General features: G+C 46.3%; 9 protein-coding genes. 5 read left to right on the forward strand and 4 right to left on the reverse strand.

Going from position 1 to position 17,886, the window contains the following annotated elements:
* Nucleotides 1–55 precede the first annotated feature (55 nt).
* A complete protein-coding gene (locus AABK40_RS15565) occupies nt 56–1,153 on the forward strand; it encodes a fibrobacter succinogenes major paralogous domain-containing protein (protein ID WP_338398582.1) in 1,098 nt (365 codons plus the stop codon).
* Between the two features lie 724 nt (nt 1,154–1,877).
* Here AABK40_RS15565 and AABK40_RS15570 read toward each other — a convergent pair.
* Entirely contained in the window at nt 1,878–2,936 is a 1,059-nt protein-coding gene (locus AABK40_RS15570) for an AI-2E family transporter (RefSeq protein ID WP_332921217.1), read from the reverse strand.
* 356 nt (nt 2,937–3,292) lie between these two features.
* On the opposite strand from AABK40_RS15570, the gene AABK40_RS15575 reads away from it, so the two are divergent.
* The 4 genes from AABK40_RS15575 (at nt 3,293) to AABK40_RS15590 (ending at nt 5,358) form a co-directional block, all read left to right on the forward strand.
* Entirely contained in the window at nt 3,293–3,487 is a 195-nt protein-coding gene (locus AABK40_RS15575; protein ID WP_332921216.1) for a CsbD family protein, read from the forward strand.
* A 15-nt stretch (nt 3,488–3,502) separates the two neighbouring features.
* Nucleotides 3,503–4,420: a mechanosensitive ion channel family protein gene (locus AABK40_RS15580; protein WP_338398583.1), complete on the forward strand. Its 918-nt coding sequence runs from the start codon at nt 3,503–3,505 to the stop codon at nt 4,418–4,420.
* A gap of 77 nt (nt 4,421–4,497) precedes the next feature.
* On the forward strand, nt 4,498–4,923 hold the full coding sequence (locus tag AABK40_RS15585; protein WP_332921214.1) for a sll1863 family stress response protein: 426 nt from the start codon (nt 4,498–4,500) through the stop codon (nt 4,921–4,923).
* A 279-nt stretch (nt 4,924–5,202) separates the two neighbouring features.
* The gene (locus AABK40_RS15590; RefSeq protein ID WP_332921213.1) at nt 5,203–5,358 is read left to right on the forward strand and encodes a DUF1328 domain-containing protein; all 156 of its coding nucleotides are present in this window, start codon (nt 5,203–5,205) and stop codon (nt 5,356–5,358) included.
* Nucleotides 5,359–6,876: 1,518 nt separating this feature from the next.
* On the opposite strand, the gene AABK40_RS15595 is transcribed toward AABK40_RS15590, so the two are convergent.
* From AABK40_RS15595 to AABK40_RS15605, 3 genes are all read right to left on the reverse strand, one after another.
* Nucleotides 6,877–11,517 carry a hypothetical protein gene (locus AABK40_RS15595; RefSeq protein WP_338398584.1) on the reverse strand — a complete coding sequence of 1,547 codons (4,641 nt, stop codon included), beginning with the start codon at nt 11,515–11,517 and terminating at the stop codon, nt 6,877–6,879.
* Nucleotides 11,514–15,767, reverse strand: a complete 4,254-nt coding sequence (locus AABK40_RS15600; RefSeq protein WP_338398585.1) for a PKD domain-containing protein — start codon at nt 15,765–15,767, stop codon at nt 11,514–11,516. The genes AABK40_RS15595 and AABK40_RS15600 overlap by 4 nt, the downstream gene beginning before the upstream one ends.
* A 261-nt stretch (nt 15,768–16,028) precedes the next feature.
* Nucleotides 16,029–17,675 carry an arylsulfatase gene (locus AABK40_RS15605; RefSeq protein ID WP_338398586.1) on the reverse strand — a complete coding sequence of 549 codons (1,647 nt, stop codon included), beginning with the start codon at nt 17,673–17,675 and terminating at the stop codon, nt 16,029–16,031.
* Nucleotides 17,676–17,886 lie beyond the last annotated feature (211 nt).

Raw genomic sequence — 17,886 nt, forward strand, 5'->3', positions numbered from 1 at the left:
TGGTTTGATTTGATATGTGATGTAAGTATGACTTTTAAAACTTAAACTTTTATTGATGAAAATCATCTCAATCAACCGACTATTTGCCTTCCTCATGGCATCACTTTTAATGGTGGCCTGCTCCAGCGAAACCACCGAGCCAGATCCAATTCCTGAGCCACCTATTGAAGAGCCCGTAGAAAAAATCACCCCAAGCCTGCACTTGGAAGTGACCCAAGATTACGTCCGTTCTACCTACCCTGCTGATAATGACCAAGCCGATTTGTTCACCGAAAGCGATGTGGTACAATTCACCTTGCACTTCGAGGTGGAAGAGGGCAAAGAATATGCAGAGATGGACGATCCACAATTGTTTGTGACCATGGGCGAGGAAGAAAAAGAGATTGCCTTGACCAAGGAAGGCGACCACTATATTTCTGCGGAGATCACCGACTTGTTCAAAGACCAAATGTTAGAGGTATTTGCCTTGCGTGCCGTAGCGGAAAGCACCGATGCCAACGCTACCGAGCAGGAAAGCACCACCGATGCCCAAATCGAGATTGGTAAATTCGGCACCATGACCCTCGGTACCTTTGGGGAATATACCGATGACCACATCTATAAAACTGTCAAGATCGGTGAGCAAATCTGGATGGCGGAGAATTTGAAGATGGAGACGGCGACCAATAGTGGGAAGGTGTATAAAATCCGTGGGGGAGAAGTAATTTCTGATTATGTTACTGAATATGGGCATGCTTATAAATATGATGCTGATGTAGTTCCAATAATCACAGCGCTTGAAGGCGCAGATTGGCAGGTGGCTACGGTTGAACAGGCACATGAGCTACTGACATCATTAGGAGGAATAGCAGAGGATCCTAACCATTGGGCAACTAATTACCCGAATATAGCCAATGATGTATTAATTGATGATGAGCAGTATTGGTCTTTTGAAGGCGTTTTTGAAGGAAATAACTCCTCAGGTCTTGGTATGAGGGGACGTGGAGATTATCGGTTTAGTGGGGATTACATTGATCTTTATGAGTTTAAAAAACTATCTACATTCTATTTACATGCTGATACTGAATATCCACGAATTCTACGTGCCGCTGAAGGATTTTTTGGTATTTACGCAGAAACAGTAAGCGCAGGCATAAGACTACTTAAAAAATAAATTCATAAAACATCCAGTATTTTTCACTTCAGCTGAAAATCAACAGGGGGCTCAGGCAATATGCCAAGCCCTCTGTTGTTTTGATATTTGATCTACAAAAAATTATAGCATCAAGTGCAGTGCATCATCCCGTAGAGACGTTATTTTTAACGTCTACCAACCCACTGATGATTTTCAGAACGTGGTCACGAGCGGGACGCTCGCGCCAGGTAAATATAAATTTCTATATAAATAACGAGTTGTACCCTTTCAGGGTGATAGGTTTTTTGGGGGATAATTCGAGGGGTTTTACCCCTCGCTATGATAGGTAATCCCTTCGGGATATTAAAATAGATTGATTGAGCTCTCGCCTATTTTTTCCATAGAATGAATTCCATGGCTATTACAAAAAGTCCTTTCAGGACTGATGTGCCGAAGGTACATTTTGTAACAGCTTCGGGTTTTAACCCGAAGTACATAAACGGGAAAATAATCCACAAAATACAGCCCTCAGAAAGGGTTAAATATAAATTTGCACAAAAACAAAATCTGTGGAAATCTGTGGCATCTGTGGACAATATCAAAACACCAACCCACTGATGATATTCAGAACGTGGTCACGAGCGAGACGCTCGCGCCAGTTAAATATAAATTTCCATACAAACAAAATCTGTGGAAATCTGTGGCATCTGTGGACAATATAAAATCGCGCAATAATTGGCAACCGCCCCAAATGCTGCTGCATTTATTTTCTGCGGATTTGGTATAGATCATCGCTCATCAGCAGGCCGATCGGTTTGAGGGGCTCAATATAGTTGCACATCACTCTGAAAATCGCCGTTAATGGCAGGAAAAGAATCATGCCTGCAACACCCCAAAGGTAACCGCCAATGAACAACGTTACGATGGCCGTCAGGGCATTAATCTTGAGCTGTGCGCCTACAATTTTTGGGCTCAGCACATTGCTTTCTGCAAGCTGCACGCACCAAAAACAACCTGCGATGCCCAGCGGAATCCAGATCGAGTCTTTTGTAAAGAAAGCAAACAACACAGGGATTGCCGCCCCAAGTGCCGTCCCGACGTAGGGAATAATGGCCAGTACGGCGGCAAGCAGCCCAAAAAGAATGGCGTGCTCCAGCCCAAACAATAGCAGAATCACGCTGTTGGCGACCCCCAGAATAACCACCACGATGCCCATGCCCAATAAATACTGTTGCCCTACCTGCTGAATTTCACCAATCATGGCCGACATTTGCTTTCGGTTGCCTTCCTCGGCCATCAGCACCAGAATTTTCCGCAGCCCTCCCCTGTATATCAGCAACAGAAAACAGCATACAAAAATCATCACGCCGCCTGAAAAGACCCCAAACAGATTGTTCACCGTTACCGACATCATGTTCAGGCCAGAGTCTTTCATCAGTGCCTGCCCTGCATCTACAATTTCCTGTTGCTTGAAAGTCGGAATGATCTCTATTTTGTGATTGAAAAAGTCCACCACATTCTGAAGGAGCATCGATAGCTTGAGCTGAAACTGGTCAAAATCCCCCAACAGGTTCAGGATTTGATTGGAAAACAGGTAAATACAGCCATTGATCAACGTAAACAGCCCGCCCATGGCCAATATGGCTGCGGTGATCCTGCCCACCCCCCAGGATTCGATCTTTGAAGCCAAAGGGTATATCATGAATGATAAAAGTAATGCCGACAGGCCGATTGAAAGCACGGGCTTTCCAAAATACAGTCCGATAAACACGATCAGTATGGTGCCCAACAGGTGAAAGGTCTTGTGAATAGAGATGGTCATTTGATTTGGTCGCTGTTATGGTAGATCATACCAAATTGGGTATTTAAGATTATTTACACAAATAAAAAGAGGTTCATCCTCCTGATTTCATGCCGATCAGTTGCCTGCCACAAAAAAATGGCCCCTCCACAACTGTTGAAATCAGTCAAAGTGGGGAACGAAATGAGGTCAGCAGTCCTCATAGTGTGTAAATATTCCCCATCATTTCTTTGCTATTGCTGAACGACTCAGCTTCAATTTAGGCAAAAATGGGGCTCTGAGCCGCTGAGAGGCTTTTTTCAAATTTTCTGATTTTACTGGTACAATATTTCTACTTAATGGATCAGAATAACTTGTTAAACCAAAACTATTAAAATATGAACGACTTACAATTCAAAGGAAACTGGAACGATGCAAAGGGAAAATTGAAGCAACAGTATGGCGAGTTTGTGGACGATGATTCCATGTATGCCGAAGGCTCCCTCGATCGGTTGATCGGTGCCCTTCAGGAGAAAACAGGCAAAACGAAAGAAGCTATTAAAGAAGAAATGAACAAGCTTTTTTCATCATAAACCCCTTAATTTTTTATGCCAGAAATAAATATTCAACAACCTATAGATCAAGTACTGACAAAAATAGAAGGATGGATTGAGGCCTTCATCACCATGTTGCCCAATATGGCCATCGCCATCCTTCTCATGATGCTATTCATTGTTTTAGCAAAGTCCTCCAAACGGATTTTCAGTAAGCTGCTGAGCAAGGCCACTGATAATCAGGTGCTCCAAAATCTTTCGGGAACCATTTTCTACTATACCGTGCTGGGGCTCGGCCTTTTTATAGTGCTGAGTGTGCTTGGCCTTGAGAAAACCGTCACCTCCCTGCTCGCTGGAGTGGGTGTCATTGGTATCGCTCTCGGTTTCGCCTTTCAGGACATCTCTGCAAATTTTATCTCCGGAATCATTTTGGCCTTTAAAACGCCCTTCCGAATAGGGGATGTGGTGGAACTGAACGGCATTATGGGAACGGTGAAGGAAACAGTGATCCGAGTAACGGTCGTGCACACCTTTCAGGGGCAGGAAGTCCATATTCCCAATAAGGATGTAATGCAAAACCCTATTTACAACTTCAGCAAGCTGGGCAAACGGCGGATCGATTTACCCGTCGGGGTTTCTTATGCCGACGACCTGAGCAAGGTGGAGGAGATTGTAACCGTCTGCATCCGTGAGCTGGAGGGAGTAATTGCGCCCGATGACCTCATTTTTGACTATTATGAATTTGGCGACAGCTCCATCAATTTTATGATTCGCTTCTGGATCGACTTCCCCGGCCCCCCAGAACTGGGCTATCTTACGGTCAAAAAAAATGCGATCATGGCCATTAAGGCGGCTTTCGATGACCATAATATCACTATTCCTTTCCCAATAAGGACCATCGAATTCAACAAACAGTCCGAATCCCCGCTGATCAATATCAGCAGTATGGAAAGTGAAACAAGTCAGCCATAACACTTGCGAAATACGATCTGACGATCAATTGATTCGCAATTTTCTACCTAAATTTTTAAACTTAACCTTCAAACACTATGAAAACGATCAACACAAAAACCACCTTCGCAATTCCTTTTATGCTATTGGCTACCAGCCTGTTTTTTGTTCAGTGTGAAAGCAAAAATACCTCATCAGCAGAGCGCATGGCAAACGAATGGAAAGAAGAGAAAAAGGAAATGAAGCATGAAGTTAATGAGATGATTCATGAAATTGACGAAGAACTTGAGGACATTCAGGGCAATTTGAAAGATGCCAAAGCAGAGACCAAGGAAGAGTGGAAGGAAACCATTGCTACTTTAAAGGGTAACCGTTCGGAACTGGAGAAAACACTCGATAAAATTGAAGACCATACCGAAGACGGCTGGGCTGATTTTAAAGATGAAGTAGAAGATAACTTTGAAGATATGCAGGCCAAAATCGAAGAAATTGGCGATGATATTGAAGATGCTTTCGACGCCTAATTGAAACGGTCAGGTCTATTGGTCGCCTTCAGTACCTGCCTTTCCTAAAGGATAAAGTTTTGATTATGCGCTATAACAAAATGGATCAACAGTCTGATTTACAGACATGATAAATTTTTCGACCACGAATTTTATCCGCATGATTAATTAACTATGGCAGTTTGAGCATCACGCCTATTTTCAGTTTTCAGAAAACTGTGGCCTGCCCCTTCAAGGTTTTTTGGATAAGCAGGGCCCGCAGTTTCCCTGATGATTTATAAAGATTTAAACTACTCTACTATGTTATCTTGGACCATCGCATTTGTCGTTATTGCCGTAATTGCTGGCGTTCTCGGCTTTACTGGTATTGCCCGTGGGGCAGCAAGTATCGCCCGTATTATTTTCTTCATTTTCATTATACTGGTGATTGTATCGCTGATCTCTGGGGGGCTGTAGTGCGCAGCCTTACGCGGCAGGAATTTGATATTGTCCACTGATAGGTGAAATTAATAGCGTGTATTATACCTTTCTGATAATCTATCGCAAGACGATGTCTCGTAATTGGAAAGCTTGGGTAAGGGTTTTCACGAGAGGGACTCTCGCGATAGTAATAAGGTTTTTAACCGCATTTCCGGTAATCTTTCGCAGGACGATGTCTCGTGTTTGGAAAACTCGGGTAAGGGTTTTCACGAGAGGGACTCTCGCGATAGTAATAAGGTGTTTAACCGCATTTCCGGTAATCTATCGTGTGACACTGTCTCGTGTTTGGAAAGCTCGGGTAAGGGTTTTCACGAGAGAGACCCTCGCGATAGTGATAAGGTGTTTAACCGCATTTCCGGTAATCTATCGTGTGACACTGTCTCGTGTTTGGAAAACTCGGGTAAGCGTTTTCACGAGAGGGACGCTCGCGATAGTGATAAGGTGTTTAACCGCATTTCCGGTAATCTTTCGCAAGACGATGTCTCGTGATTGGAAAGCTCGGGTAAGCGTTTTCACGAGAGGGACGCTCGCGATAGTGATAAGGTGTTTAACCGCATTTCCGGTAATCTATCGTGTGACAGAAAGCTTGGGTAAGCGTTTTCAGGGGCTGTCGCACAACTCAGTTCTATGAATTTAACACAAAAGATTATTTCATGAGCTGTACGGATGCACCTGTGTGTGTATCCAAACCAAACAAAATTTATGATGATTTGGGCAGACACACGGGTCTAACCCCAATGTCATTAAGTTAAGAAACAGTCGATCATTTGCTCGAAATTATGACTTTAAAGCAGATTAAACCAAAGGGTATTCAGAGAGGTATGAGTTGAAAGGTTATTTAATGTGTATTTAAAATTTCTGTTTTTATATCCCGAAGGGATTACATACCATAGCGAGGGGTGAAACCCCTCGAAATCTCCCTCCCCTAAAACCTATAACCCTGAAAGGGTGCAACTCTTTATTTGTATAGAAATTTATATTACACCCTTTCAGGGCTCAGTATTTTGTCGGTTATTATCCCGGGGTTTCACCCCGGGCTATGATATATCATCCCTTCGGGATTTTCATTTCATTATTCAAAGAATTGCTCAAATTAATACATACCTTCAAGCAATATGCCCTTAACTTAATGACATTGGGTCTAACCCTACCAAAATGAAATATTATTTGGTGATATAAACTACAATCAAGTTGCGTGACAACCCCCGATAGTAATAAGGTGTTTAACCACCTTTCGGGTAATCTTTCGTGTGACAGAAAGCTCGGATAAGCGTTTTCACGAGAGGGACGCTCGCGATAGTGATAAGGTGTTTAACCGCCTTTCGGGTAATCTATCGTGTGACAGAAAACTCGGATAAGCGTTTTCACGAGAGGGACGCTCGCGATAGTGATAAGGTACTTTACCTCCTACTGTAATGATATCAACGCAAAACAGCCACCCATAATCGGGTGGCTGTTTTTGTTTTTATAAGGTTGAAATTTGCTGATGAATTTTTACTGTAGAAAAACACGTTTGGTCATTACGCCATCGGCTGTAAAGCCATGAACAACAAATACACCTGTTGCTGTCCACGGTATCGTTACCGCTTTTTGCTGAGGCTTCGACTGATGTAAAAGCTGACCACTGAGACCGAAAATCTTCAGTTGTTGCAAGGCTGTATTTGCACTGATTTGCAGCTGATTCCCCTGTTTGCTGATCTGTAAAGTATGGGAAAGTTTTTCCGCATCCAACGGTGGTTCTACAGGCTCAGGGGTGGTGCCATCAACAATATAATGGGTAAAAGTTTCCGCAACGATATTCACCTCGCCCATATCTTCAAAGGTCGTTCCGACCACCAGCGACTCGAATTCTTCTTCCTCCACACCGTCATTGATGACCTTGATATGAAGCGTGTCAGAGAACATCTGTCCTTCGGCGATGCGCAAAGTTTCGCCCCCACCGATAATCTCGAAATCTTCGCCCAAAACAGCATCGCCCTCAAAGCCAACCGTAAAATCAAAGTCCTCAGTCATTGGGAAAGGCACCGTGGCAAAGACCAACAACTCATCACGGGTATCTTCATACAGATATTCTTCCCCCGTAACCCGCAGGCGCATTCTGATTTTCTCTTCATTGATGATCGTAATGGCGTGGGTGGTCTGATCGCCCATATCCACTGGTCCTTCGATCACACCCGACAGCTGAACAGTAATCGTATTGTCAATCTCAAAAATATGATCATCATAAACCGCATTGATGGTTACCGGCTCCGAGACCGATGCCCCTTTAGGAATGAATGCCTCTGTTGCCGACAAACGAACATCCGCCGCATTGCCCAAGATGGCAATCGATACATAGCTGTCTTCGGCCACTGGTTTGTCGGTTTCGACCGTAATAATCGCTTCCTCTTCGGTAGCCTCCTGCAATTCGTCTTTGGTTACCTTCAGTGTCATCAAAGCACGATCGTCCAGCTTGAACACCGGCCCGATGCCTACTCCATGCGGAGCATAAACTTTCACCTCACCACCAACAGTCAATCCTTCAGGCACCGTTACCTGAATGCGCTTGCTGTCCAAGGTGCGGTAATCCTCTGCTGCCAAAGTATATTCGCCGATCTTCACCGAAGAAACATTCAGGAAGTTGCGACCTTGAATAACGAACTGCTCACCAACTTTTTTGTAATCACTGTCGAGTCCGGTAACTTCAAGTTTTCTTTCAACCAACTCAATATCATCAATCTTAAAGATGTTACTGCCTTTTAAACCCCGTACCTGAAAGCGAACGGTCAAAATGTCCGTTCCACTGCGAGGCAGGTCTTCATTCAAAGTAACCAAATGCCATGTCTGCTGATTAGGCAGAGGATCAAAGGTCATTTCACGCCATTGCCCATCATGATTCACCTGATATTCCACCTTCATCTCTGTTCCATCCGATGCCCAGTTCTCGAAGCGATACAAGCCAAACTGAAGGGTGGCATTAGCCTTATAGTTTCTCAGCAAATCAATCTGCACATAATCATTTTCATGATCAAAGAAGAAATAATGCTCGCCGGATGCCCCAGGGTATTTTTCTGCTCCTTTGTTCCAATCCGAATGTTCCTCTTTGGACATCCCCCCAAGGAAGGCCTCACAACTTATTTTGGCATTGCCAGTAATGTAGTGAGGTGCAGCGGTATGAATGGTGCTGGCATTCCAGAAATGCTGACGCAACATATGATCCCGCATGTTTGACCACGGACGGTTTTCCCTATTCAAGAATGTAGGCCCTTCATACCAAGGATTTCGTTCAAGGTTTTCATAGTTATTCAGTGTCTCTTTTAACCAAAATTCACCTACACCTCCCCAGTCATTATCATACACCTGCACGCTCAACCTTGAAGGACGAACAATATCCGACAAGCCTGCCGAAGTGCCATCCACCTCCAACTCGATCGTTTCATCATACTCCTTTTTATCATCATCCAGTACCTGCAAACTTACCGAAGCACTCAGTTCCCCTGCCGGAATCTTAATCACCGTACCACTGATTTGGAAATCTTCCGCTGTACTCGCCACCTGTTTAACCGTTGCTCCCCCATTAGAAGGGTCGATCTCTGCGGCATAATGATAACCCTTTGGTGCTTTCAAGAACACATATTCATCTGACTCCAAAGCCTCTTTTAAAGTCGCCGAGATCGTTACGGTTGGACTGTCCGCCTCATTGACCATGGTTTGATCCACACTGAATACAACCGACGGACGTTCCACATGATGGTAGATCGACAAATCATCCATCCACCAGCCGTTTTTGCTGTTGTCTTCCAAATTGGTAAAACGCAGCGTCATGTTCTCTGCCTGCGGCAAGAAGCCTTCGATCTGCATCTGCTCATAAACCTGATCACCACTATGGTCATAAGCCAGATCCAAAACAGCATAGTTTGATCCGCCGTCCAGGCTGTATTCTACCCGGAAATCTGCCGTGGCTGAATTACCTGCCTTTTCAGGTCTTAGCAAAAAGCCCAACTTCAGGTCGTCGTGCCCTGTTGTGTTGATGCCCGGCATGATGAAGGTGTTGGTATGGTTATTAGTGCCATCGTTGCCTGTAAATTTCACATAGCTATCAAAAGCCTGCTCACCTCCACTTACTGCTGCTTTCCCTATTTTGGCCGTACCAGTGTATTGATAATCCAAATCAAAATATCCATTGTTACGATAAGTGTCAATCGATCCATTCTCTCTCCATCCGTTGGTTTCTGGACCAATAAAATATTGAAGCACGAACTCATCCAAAATCAATAATTCCGCCGCCACAACCTCGCGCTCTGTATCAATTCCCGAAGTGGCCGAAGCCATACCCACCAACATCTGCTCATTGCCTTCATTCACTTTATCACGGATAATGGTCATCGTTGCCTGTCCGCTTTGCTCCCCGGCACGGATCAACACCTCTGCCACTCCCACTTCACCAATGCTACTTGTGATCTGATAATCATTTTCATCGATACCCTCACCAGCAATATCAAGGCTGATAACTTGATCCTCTACCACCGGAATCTCTGCCGTAACCGTAATGGTTACTTCTGGAGACGCTTCTTCTTGAACCACTTCCTGATCCAAGGCAATCGTTACTGTTGGCAATTCATCATCATAAACCATAAAGCCTACCGACGGGATCAGCTCACCCAAAGACACCCCATCCGTTACACTTTCTACTGAAAGCATTACCTGCTCAGGTTGCTCCAAAAGCTCATCATCCACTACCGCAAAAACAGCCGTAGCTTCTTTGGTACCGTCGGCCACCATCATTTTGAACTCATTGCCAAAAGTATATTCACGTGCATGTGTTCGTTCGCCTAAGGTGAAAGTGATTTCCTGATCGCCCGTAACCTCTTTAGTGAATTTGGCCGTAACCGTAATGGTCTCGTCACTACCTTCGGTGATTTGCTCCATGTCCGCCTCCAGCGCATAGATCAATGCTGGACCGTCATCATCAAAAACCGTAACGGCCACTTCCGATGGATTGGCGATCTCAACAGGTGCATCTGCCGATAGCATCTGAATTGTGAACTCATCCGTTCCATCGGCAATATCATTATCAGTAATATGAAGAATCGCTGCTCCTGTGTTTTCTCCCGCCACAATGGTGATGGTATTGGCCGCATTCGTTCCATTTTTGTCGGTCAAGGAATATTTAGCCTCGTCAAAATTCGCCGACAGGCTTATTGTTCTGTCCGCTTCCACAGCCTTGGTCAGGGTGACCCCAATTTCTACCTGCCCGGCATCTTCACTGCTGACAATTTCTGATTGATTGAATGCAACATAAGGAGGCAATAACCTGCCCGTCACTTCAAAATCATCAATACGCATGGCGCAGCTATTTCCTGGATTCTTGGTCATGATTTTCACCTCCAATTGCTCAGTCTGCGGGATATTTACCCCATGCCCCGCAACAATATAAAGCCAGAGGTGCGCATTATTATTATTAAAGCTTGGGAAGTCCACCGACGTCCATGCGCCATTGTTTGCGGCATCCCGAAACGATAATTCCACCACATCATCAATGTTTCTGTTCTGCCAGGAGGCAAAACCAAACTGAATGCGGATATCGCCATAACCCATGGTGTTGATTCCTGAGAACAATGCACCTCCGTTGTTTTCCAGACGCAAATAGTTCGGGCCACTGCCCCCTTGATAGGCGTCGCTGGAATGCCCATTTCCATTATTGATGAATTTCTCCAGACCATCGCCAGCAACTGCACTTAATGTATAAGGTGCGCCATCGCCCAAATCGCTGATGTCTGTGCCATTATTGGTGGTATTGCTGAAAGCCTCCACACCAAAGGAGGTACGGCCGGCAAAATCATTGACCTTCACCGCTTCGGAAGAGGTAAGGTTAATCCCTTCAATGGTAAAAGTGGAAGTGGTTACTCCCTTTGGTACCTGAAAGGTCAGGCGGGTATCGGATATTTTTTTGAAGTAAGGACTGCTTTGCCCATCGATCGTCACGCCTGTTGCGGCACTCAATCCCGATCCGATAACCGTTACGGCACCAGTTTCTTTGGTCTGCTTCGGATAAAAATCCGTGATTTCCTGAGCCCAAAGGCTCCCGTGGATCAGCAGGGCGGCTAAAAGCGCCAGTGCCTTTCCTATATAATTTGATTGACTTAACTTCCTCATTTGATTAAAAGTTTTTGGGTTTCAACAAGTTGCCCCTGAGCAACAATTTGCACGATATACATGCCTGAGGACAGGTTTGCGGTGCTGATCTCGGTATTGAAACTGAGGTTCTGCTCCAATACCTGACGGCCGTTGAGGTCGAATATCACCAGCTGAGCCTGTTCGAGTGCGGTATCTACCCGAATATGATCCGTTGCCGGATTTGGATAAATACTGATGACCGACTGCTGGTCGTTGTTCAGTGGGCCGGCGAGAATTTCGATCAGTTCTTCTGCCGTGAACTCGCCCGTGGTACCGTCCGTAGCGACTACCTTTACCGAGATGGTTTTCCAGCCTTCTTCACTAAAAGCAATAAAGTGCGGGCCGGCACCTTCAGCCGTTGGACTTGAGGCATCCTCCCCAAAATTCCATTTGTAGGAATAGATTTTATCCGTGGTGCGGAACGAGAAAGCGACTTGCTGATTTTTTGCCGCTTCATCTACACTTGGTACAATTTCCCCGAAAAGTGCTTCGGTGCGTTCATTAATCACGATTTGCGATTCCGCCAGAGAAAAGCCCACCTGATTGATGGCCTTAGCGGTAACTTTCTGTAAACCGGCTTTACCGAAAATCACTTCGTGAGGGCCAGTTCCGAAAGCATGCCTTGGTGTGGCCGCTGTACCGAAATCCCATTCGATCATCGAGGCGGTACCGTCGATGGCCGTAGAGAAGGTTACTTGCTCATTTTTATTGGCAGAAGTTTTATCTGACATCACGAGCATGCTTGGCTTGGTCATGCTTACCCCTGAAGGGTGCGTTACCAGCAGGTCATCTACCCGCCAAAAAGTGTTGTAATCGTTGGCATCGCCCTGCCTTGTCCATCGCAACCTGAGATTTTCCACCGAAGGGATTTCCTCTTCGAGGGTCACCCAATACCATATAGGATTTGTGGCCGTCGGGTTGCCGAAACGGTTCACCAGTGAGATTTCAGTATAATTGACCCCATCGGTAGAATATTCAAATTTCATCCCTTCGCCATTGTCATTATTGGGCACTGCCTCACCATCAACAACCGACATTTTCATCATGCCGAAGGCTAACTTTACATGCTCGTGCCCTGACACATCCAGCGACTGCAATGAGAAAATCTCTTCGCCCGGCTGAATCAGTGCGCTGTACTTTCCTGAGGCGCCATTATAACCAGAGCTCTCATGGATTCCCCACACCCGTCCGTAATGAATTTTTGCTGTATTGTCCTCCGCCACTTCCCCATACTTGGGCTCGCCTCCCCACTGCTGACCGTTATTGTCAGGGTCGATAATTTCAAAACCCTCCATATCTTCCTGCAAAAGTTTGACATAGTTGTCCTGCTCTCCGGTAAATTTCAGTACCTCAATGGTGACTTCACTTGCGGCCGTTTCCCCTGCCTCATTTTCAATGACCAGCTTAATTTTTGCCTCCACAGGAGCCGCCATAAAGTGGGTCATTTTTTCCGTATTGCCTATCACTTCTGTCCCCTGATACCAGGTGTATTTCGTGATCGGACTCAAAGGAGATTTTGAAGAAGAGCCATCGAGGGTGATGTATAAAGGAGCAAAGCCGCGGGTAAATGGCACCGTAATATTTGCGCGAACGCTGTTGTCGATCATCTTCAACCGTAGCGAGGAAGCGTCTTCCTCACCGGCATCATCGGTAACTTTCAGGCTCACGGTGTACTGTCCTTCCTCGGTATAAGTATGGCTTGCCGTCTGCCCTTCTGCCGTGGTGCCATCACCGAAATCCCACTCATAAGAGACGAGCGTGCGGCCATCAACAGCCGTAGATTTGGTACCATCAAACTGAATGGTGGCGGGTACTTCCGCTTCGGTCCGGTCAGCTTCAATTACCGAGGTCGGTGCGTCTGCCTTTTTTAGATCACGCTTCCACAAGCCCGTTCCCATAGTGGCAATATAAAGGTGCTGCTCACCGGTTTCATCCGCCCAGATTTTCGCTCGGCGAGCTACTGGAAACTCCATGAAATTGGCGCCAATGGTTCCCGTATAATCTTCCAGGTTCACCGACAGGTCATCCTCATTGAGGGTGGCTTTAAAAAATGCTATTCCTTTGGAAATTGCCTCACCGTGCTGACGCACATGGAAGGTAAAATAGAACTCATTGCCATGCCCCACTAAACCACCAAAAGAAGTTTTGGCGCTGAAGGTGGTCAGCCATTGAGGATCATGAAAGGCCGTGGCCATGCTGCGGTCCACTACTTTGGTGAAATTCGCCCCCTGATCATCAGAAAGGTATAATTCAAAGTTCATATCTGTCCCCGAGTTCCCTTTGGTGATCAGCACATAACTTTTGTCGCCATTGGCCCAGGTGGTTAAATCGCCATTGGATCCCCACTGCCCTTCCATGCCATTACTACTGCCGTTGATCAATAATTTCGTCCAGGAGTAATTACCGGTATTGGATCTGTCTCCACGGAAAGTACCATTTGCACATCGGTAGTAAATCACATCTGCATCGTTAGGATCACCGATGATCACGCGGCCTTGTGCATTGGCATCGCCATTGGTGATTTTTCTGAAATAATGCTCCGTATTGTTGGCGATCAGTTCATGGATATTGTCTGTTACATATGCCCCGCCAATGGTAGAAACATAAACACGCTCCGGAACATTGGGATCGACATATATAGAGCTGATTCGGTTTTGGGAAGCATCAAGGCCTTTTCTGTTGGCCGTTTTTCCGTCGATCAAAACGGTATAAGTGTCTGAAGGACCATTGAGGTTGTTGAGGGTTTTCATTAACAGACGCCCCTCCCACTCCTGCACGGCACCGCCAAATCCGTTGGCCGTAGCCACAAGCATAATGCTCGGCTGATTTTCTCTTTTCAATACCGCTGCGGCATCGCCATTCCAGTTCCCCTGCGTAACAATTGCCGGCTGATTCCAGGAAAAACCGCCATCATAACTTTCCACCAGGCCGTTATCTGCCAATGTTGCCACCACATAATTATCGGTGCCGGCCATATCCCAGTTATAGGTAGAGGCGGTACCGGTGGTCCGGTAAAAATCTCGCCCGTTGAGGGTCTGCACGCGATAGGAAGAAACCGTTTTCCAGGAAAGCCTATCGGTAAGGTCCCCGATCATGGCGGTCTGCTGATTCATGATCAGCGCGCCTCTTTGCTGTGAATAATTTTTCCATGAAGCCGGGAAGTAGTCATAAGTTCTCGATACACCGTGGTATTTGTTCCATCCGGCATCGGCAATATTTTCTGTGCCCGTGTATTTAAAAGCCTCACTGACCGTCCCGCTGATGTTGTCGCCAACAACATTGAACGTTCCTTCGAGCAGTGCATTTTCATTTCCGTTTCCACCACGCAAGAGAGTCCCCATCATGACATGGTGGGTGGTTCCTGTGGAATTTGGGTCCACCAACGGGCGCCAGTGTACCTGTGCTTTGGCCTGCATCACCCCATTGGCGTCAAGCTCCGTCCAATCGCCTCCAGCATATGGGCGCACATAAAGCCCTGTGTTGCCATCCGTTCTTTTGTAAATAACATAAATATACTGACCGTCAGGGGTAATATCAGCCCCCATACAATCACCGGTACCCGTAGGTGCCTCCACCAACGACCAGTTTTGCCCCTGATTTGTGGACTGATATAGACCGGCGAAACTGGCCAGCAGCACCTCCCCATTGGCAGGGTGCACATTAATGGTCAGTACATTGCGTGGCCCGTTGCCGGAAGCGAAGGTATGCTTGCTCCAGGTGGTTCCCCCGTCAATCGAACGGTAAACGTTACGAGGTCCTTCCTCATTGAAACCCCTTACCAGATCCTCCAGCCATGAAGGCGCAAAGTACATATTGTTCTGATCGGCAGGGTCGATCGTCATGGCTGAAACCGGCGTACCGATAAGCTCCTCGAGGATTGTCCAGTTTTCACCCCCATCCTGACTGACCGCCGCGCCATATGTGGAACCGAGCAACATCCGGTCGGAATTTCCTTTTGCGACCGCAATATTGAATACATTATTAAAAGGTGACTGAAAAGTATAGGGTGCCCAGTGCTGACCGTAATCATCGCTGACATAATAACCCTCCATATCGGAACAAAGGTACATACGCCCTTCGGTGTTAGGATCACAAATTAAGTGCTGCAACTGCCCCCCATGGCCGGGGTTGGCATTGAGCCACTGTGCTACCGCTGACTGGCTGAAAGTGCCAAAAAATATCATCAGCAGGCACAGCATTCTCATATGAAAACTGTAAATCATTCTCATGTTGATGTTGGATTATATTTAAAAAATTTGTTTCGTTGGGGTTGGGTAAGGTAAGCTGTCGCGAGACTCCGTCTCGTGACAGCTGATATGTAGATATGTACCCCATCACGAGAGGGACTCTCGCGATAGGGACTCTTGCGATAGGGTTGAAATTTGTTCATGCTGAGACAGCTGGTATGATGGTCCAAGCGGGACGCTTGAACCATGGATGGGTCGTGTTAGGTCAGGCACATAGGCCTGACCCTACACTAAGATTAATCGTTAACTATTCGCCTTCGGCGGATGCTCGTACCAAATCTGCAGGCGCTTCTGCGACGGCTCCACCTCGATGACTTTCTCCCATGGCTGCACGCCCACACGGTCGGCCCACTGCTGCCATCTTTGTTTCATCTCCTGTAATTTTTCTGGATTGCTCGCTGCAAGATTGGTCTGCTCCACTTGGTCTTCAGCCAGGTTATACAGCTCGTCGGTTCCTTCAGGATAAATATTCACCCACTTCCAGTCGCCCACTCTTGCGGCCTTATTGCCTTCATGTTCCCAAAATAATCCATCGTGTCCCTGACGCTGCTCGCCTTTGAACACCGGCACCAGGCTGATACCTTCCATCGGCTGGATCTCATGACCCTTATATTGTTTTGGATATTCTCCCTGCGCCAATTCCATGAAAGTGGTCATCACATCGACAATGTGTGCCGGCTGACGATCGATACTTCCCGCCTTGATCATCTTCGGATACTGTACAATGAAAGGGGTGCGAATACCGCCTTCATGTCCCCAATGTTTGAACATGCGGTAAGGAGTGTTACTCACATTCGCCCAAGGCAACTTGTAACAACCGAATGAACCCTGCTCGCCTAATGGAATCGAAGCATCGCCCCAAGAATAATCTTCTCGTGTTCCACCGTTATCAGACATGAAGATGATCATGGTGTTATCCAACTCGCCCAAATCTTTCAGCGTATTGACCAACTGACCAATGCCTCGGTCCATACATTCAATCTGTGCGGCATAGATCGACATTCTCAAATCGTAATCATCTTTTTCTGCCTCAGAAAGTTTGTCCCAGTCGGGCACTAATCCATCCACTTTCGACAGTGGTGTATCTTGAGCGATGATGCCCAATTGCTTTTGCTTTTCATATCTCGCCTGACGGATCTTCTCAAAACCAACTTTATATTTACCTCTGTATTTGGCAATGTCTTCCGCCCGTGCCTGCAAAGGAAAATGAGGTGCTACATGCGCCAAATAAAGGAAGAAAGGGTCTTCCTGCTGTGCCATCTCCCTTACATATTTGCCTGCATAATCGTTGATCGCCTCGGTACTGTAATAGTCTTCGCCCGGATGCGCCAACAGGCTATCGCCAATCGCTACCACCTGATCGCCAGGGAATGGATAGAAATAAGCCCCGCCATGATGTGGGAAGCCATAGAATTTATCAAAGCCTTTTTTCGTTGGCCAATACTGCGGATCATTGCCCACATGCCACTTCCCCGACATGGCCGTCTGATAGCCATTGGCCTTCAGTGCTTGCGCCATCGTAACAGCCGTATTCGGGATGAACCCTCCGTAACCCGGCAAATGACAATCCTCCTGCATGAAACCCATATTCGCCTGATGCGGGTACAAGCCCGTCAGCAAGCTCGCACGCGTTGGGCAACAGCGCGAGGCATTGTAAAACTGGGTCATGCGCAAACCATTGTCTGCCATTTTATCAATGGAAGGGGTATTGATTTCGCCTCCGTAAGCCCCCAAATCCGAGAAGCCCATATCATCCGCAAGGATCAAAATAATGTTCGGCTTTGGTGCCGAATTCGCAGAGGTATTTTCTTTGGTCTGGCTACAACTGAGCGTGAAGCAAAGCCCCAAAATCAGGCAACATCGGAAGAAAAAAGTATAGCAATAATTCATCGTATAGGATTAAAAAATTTCACTTTAATTGATCTGCCTTCCTTTAGGGGAAAGCATCGATTGGTAATCTATATTCCTAATTTCCCGACAGAGCTTCCTTCTCTTTCGAGATTCAAGAGGAAAACCGTGGCTTAAATCTCTTTGATTTTTAAAAAATTGAGAAAAAAAGTGCGGTAGAAGCCGCTCAACGGCGTTTTACACAGTACCCCCA

It is taken from the genome of Persicobacter psychrovividus (genome assembly GCF_036492425.1).
GTDB lineage: Bacteria > Bacteroidota > Bacteroidia > Cytophagales > Cyclobacteriaceae > Persicobacter > Persicobacter psychrovividus.

Coding starts and splice junctions, on each gene's coding strand:
- AABK40_RS15590 (WP_332921213.1), top strand. CDS start 5,203: ATGTTATCTTGGACCATCGCATTTGTCGTTATTGCCGTAATTGCTGGC.
- AABK40_RS15585 (WP_332921214.1), top strand. CDS start 4,498: ATGAAAACGATCAACACAAAAACCACCTTCGCAATTCCTTTTATGCTA.
- AABK40_RS15570 (WP_332921217.1), bottom strand. CDS start 2,936: ATGACCATCTCTATTCACAAGACCTTTCACCTGTTGGGCACCATACTG.
- AABK40_RS15575 (WP_332921216.1), top strand. CDS start 3,293: ATGAACGACTTACAATTCAAAGGAAACTGGAACGATGCAAAGGGAAAA.
- AABK40_RS15565 (WP_338398582.1), top strand. CDS start 56: ATGAAAATCATCTCAATCAACCGACTATTTGCCTTCCTCATGGCATCA.
- AABK40_RS15580 (WP_338398583.1), top strand. CDS start 3,503: ATGCCAGAAATAAATATTCAACAACCTATAGATCAAGTACTGACAAAA.
- AABK40_RS15605 (WP_338398586.1), bottom strand. CDS start 17,675: ATGAATTATTGCTATACTTTTTTCTTCCGATGTTGCCTGATTTTGGGG.
- AABK40_RS15600 (WP_338398585.1), bottom strand. CDS start 15,767: ATGAGAATGATTTACAGTTTTCATATGAGAATGCTGTGCCTGCTGATG.
- AABK40_RS15595 (WP_338398584.1), bottom strand. CDS start 11,517: ATGAGGAAGTTAAGTCAATCAAATTATATAGGAAAGGCACTGGCGCTT.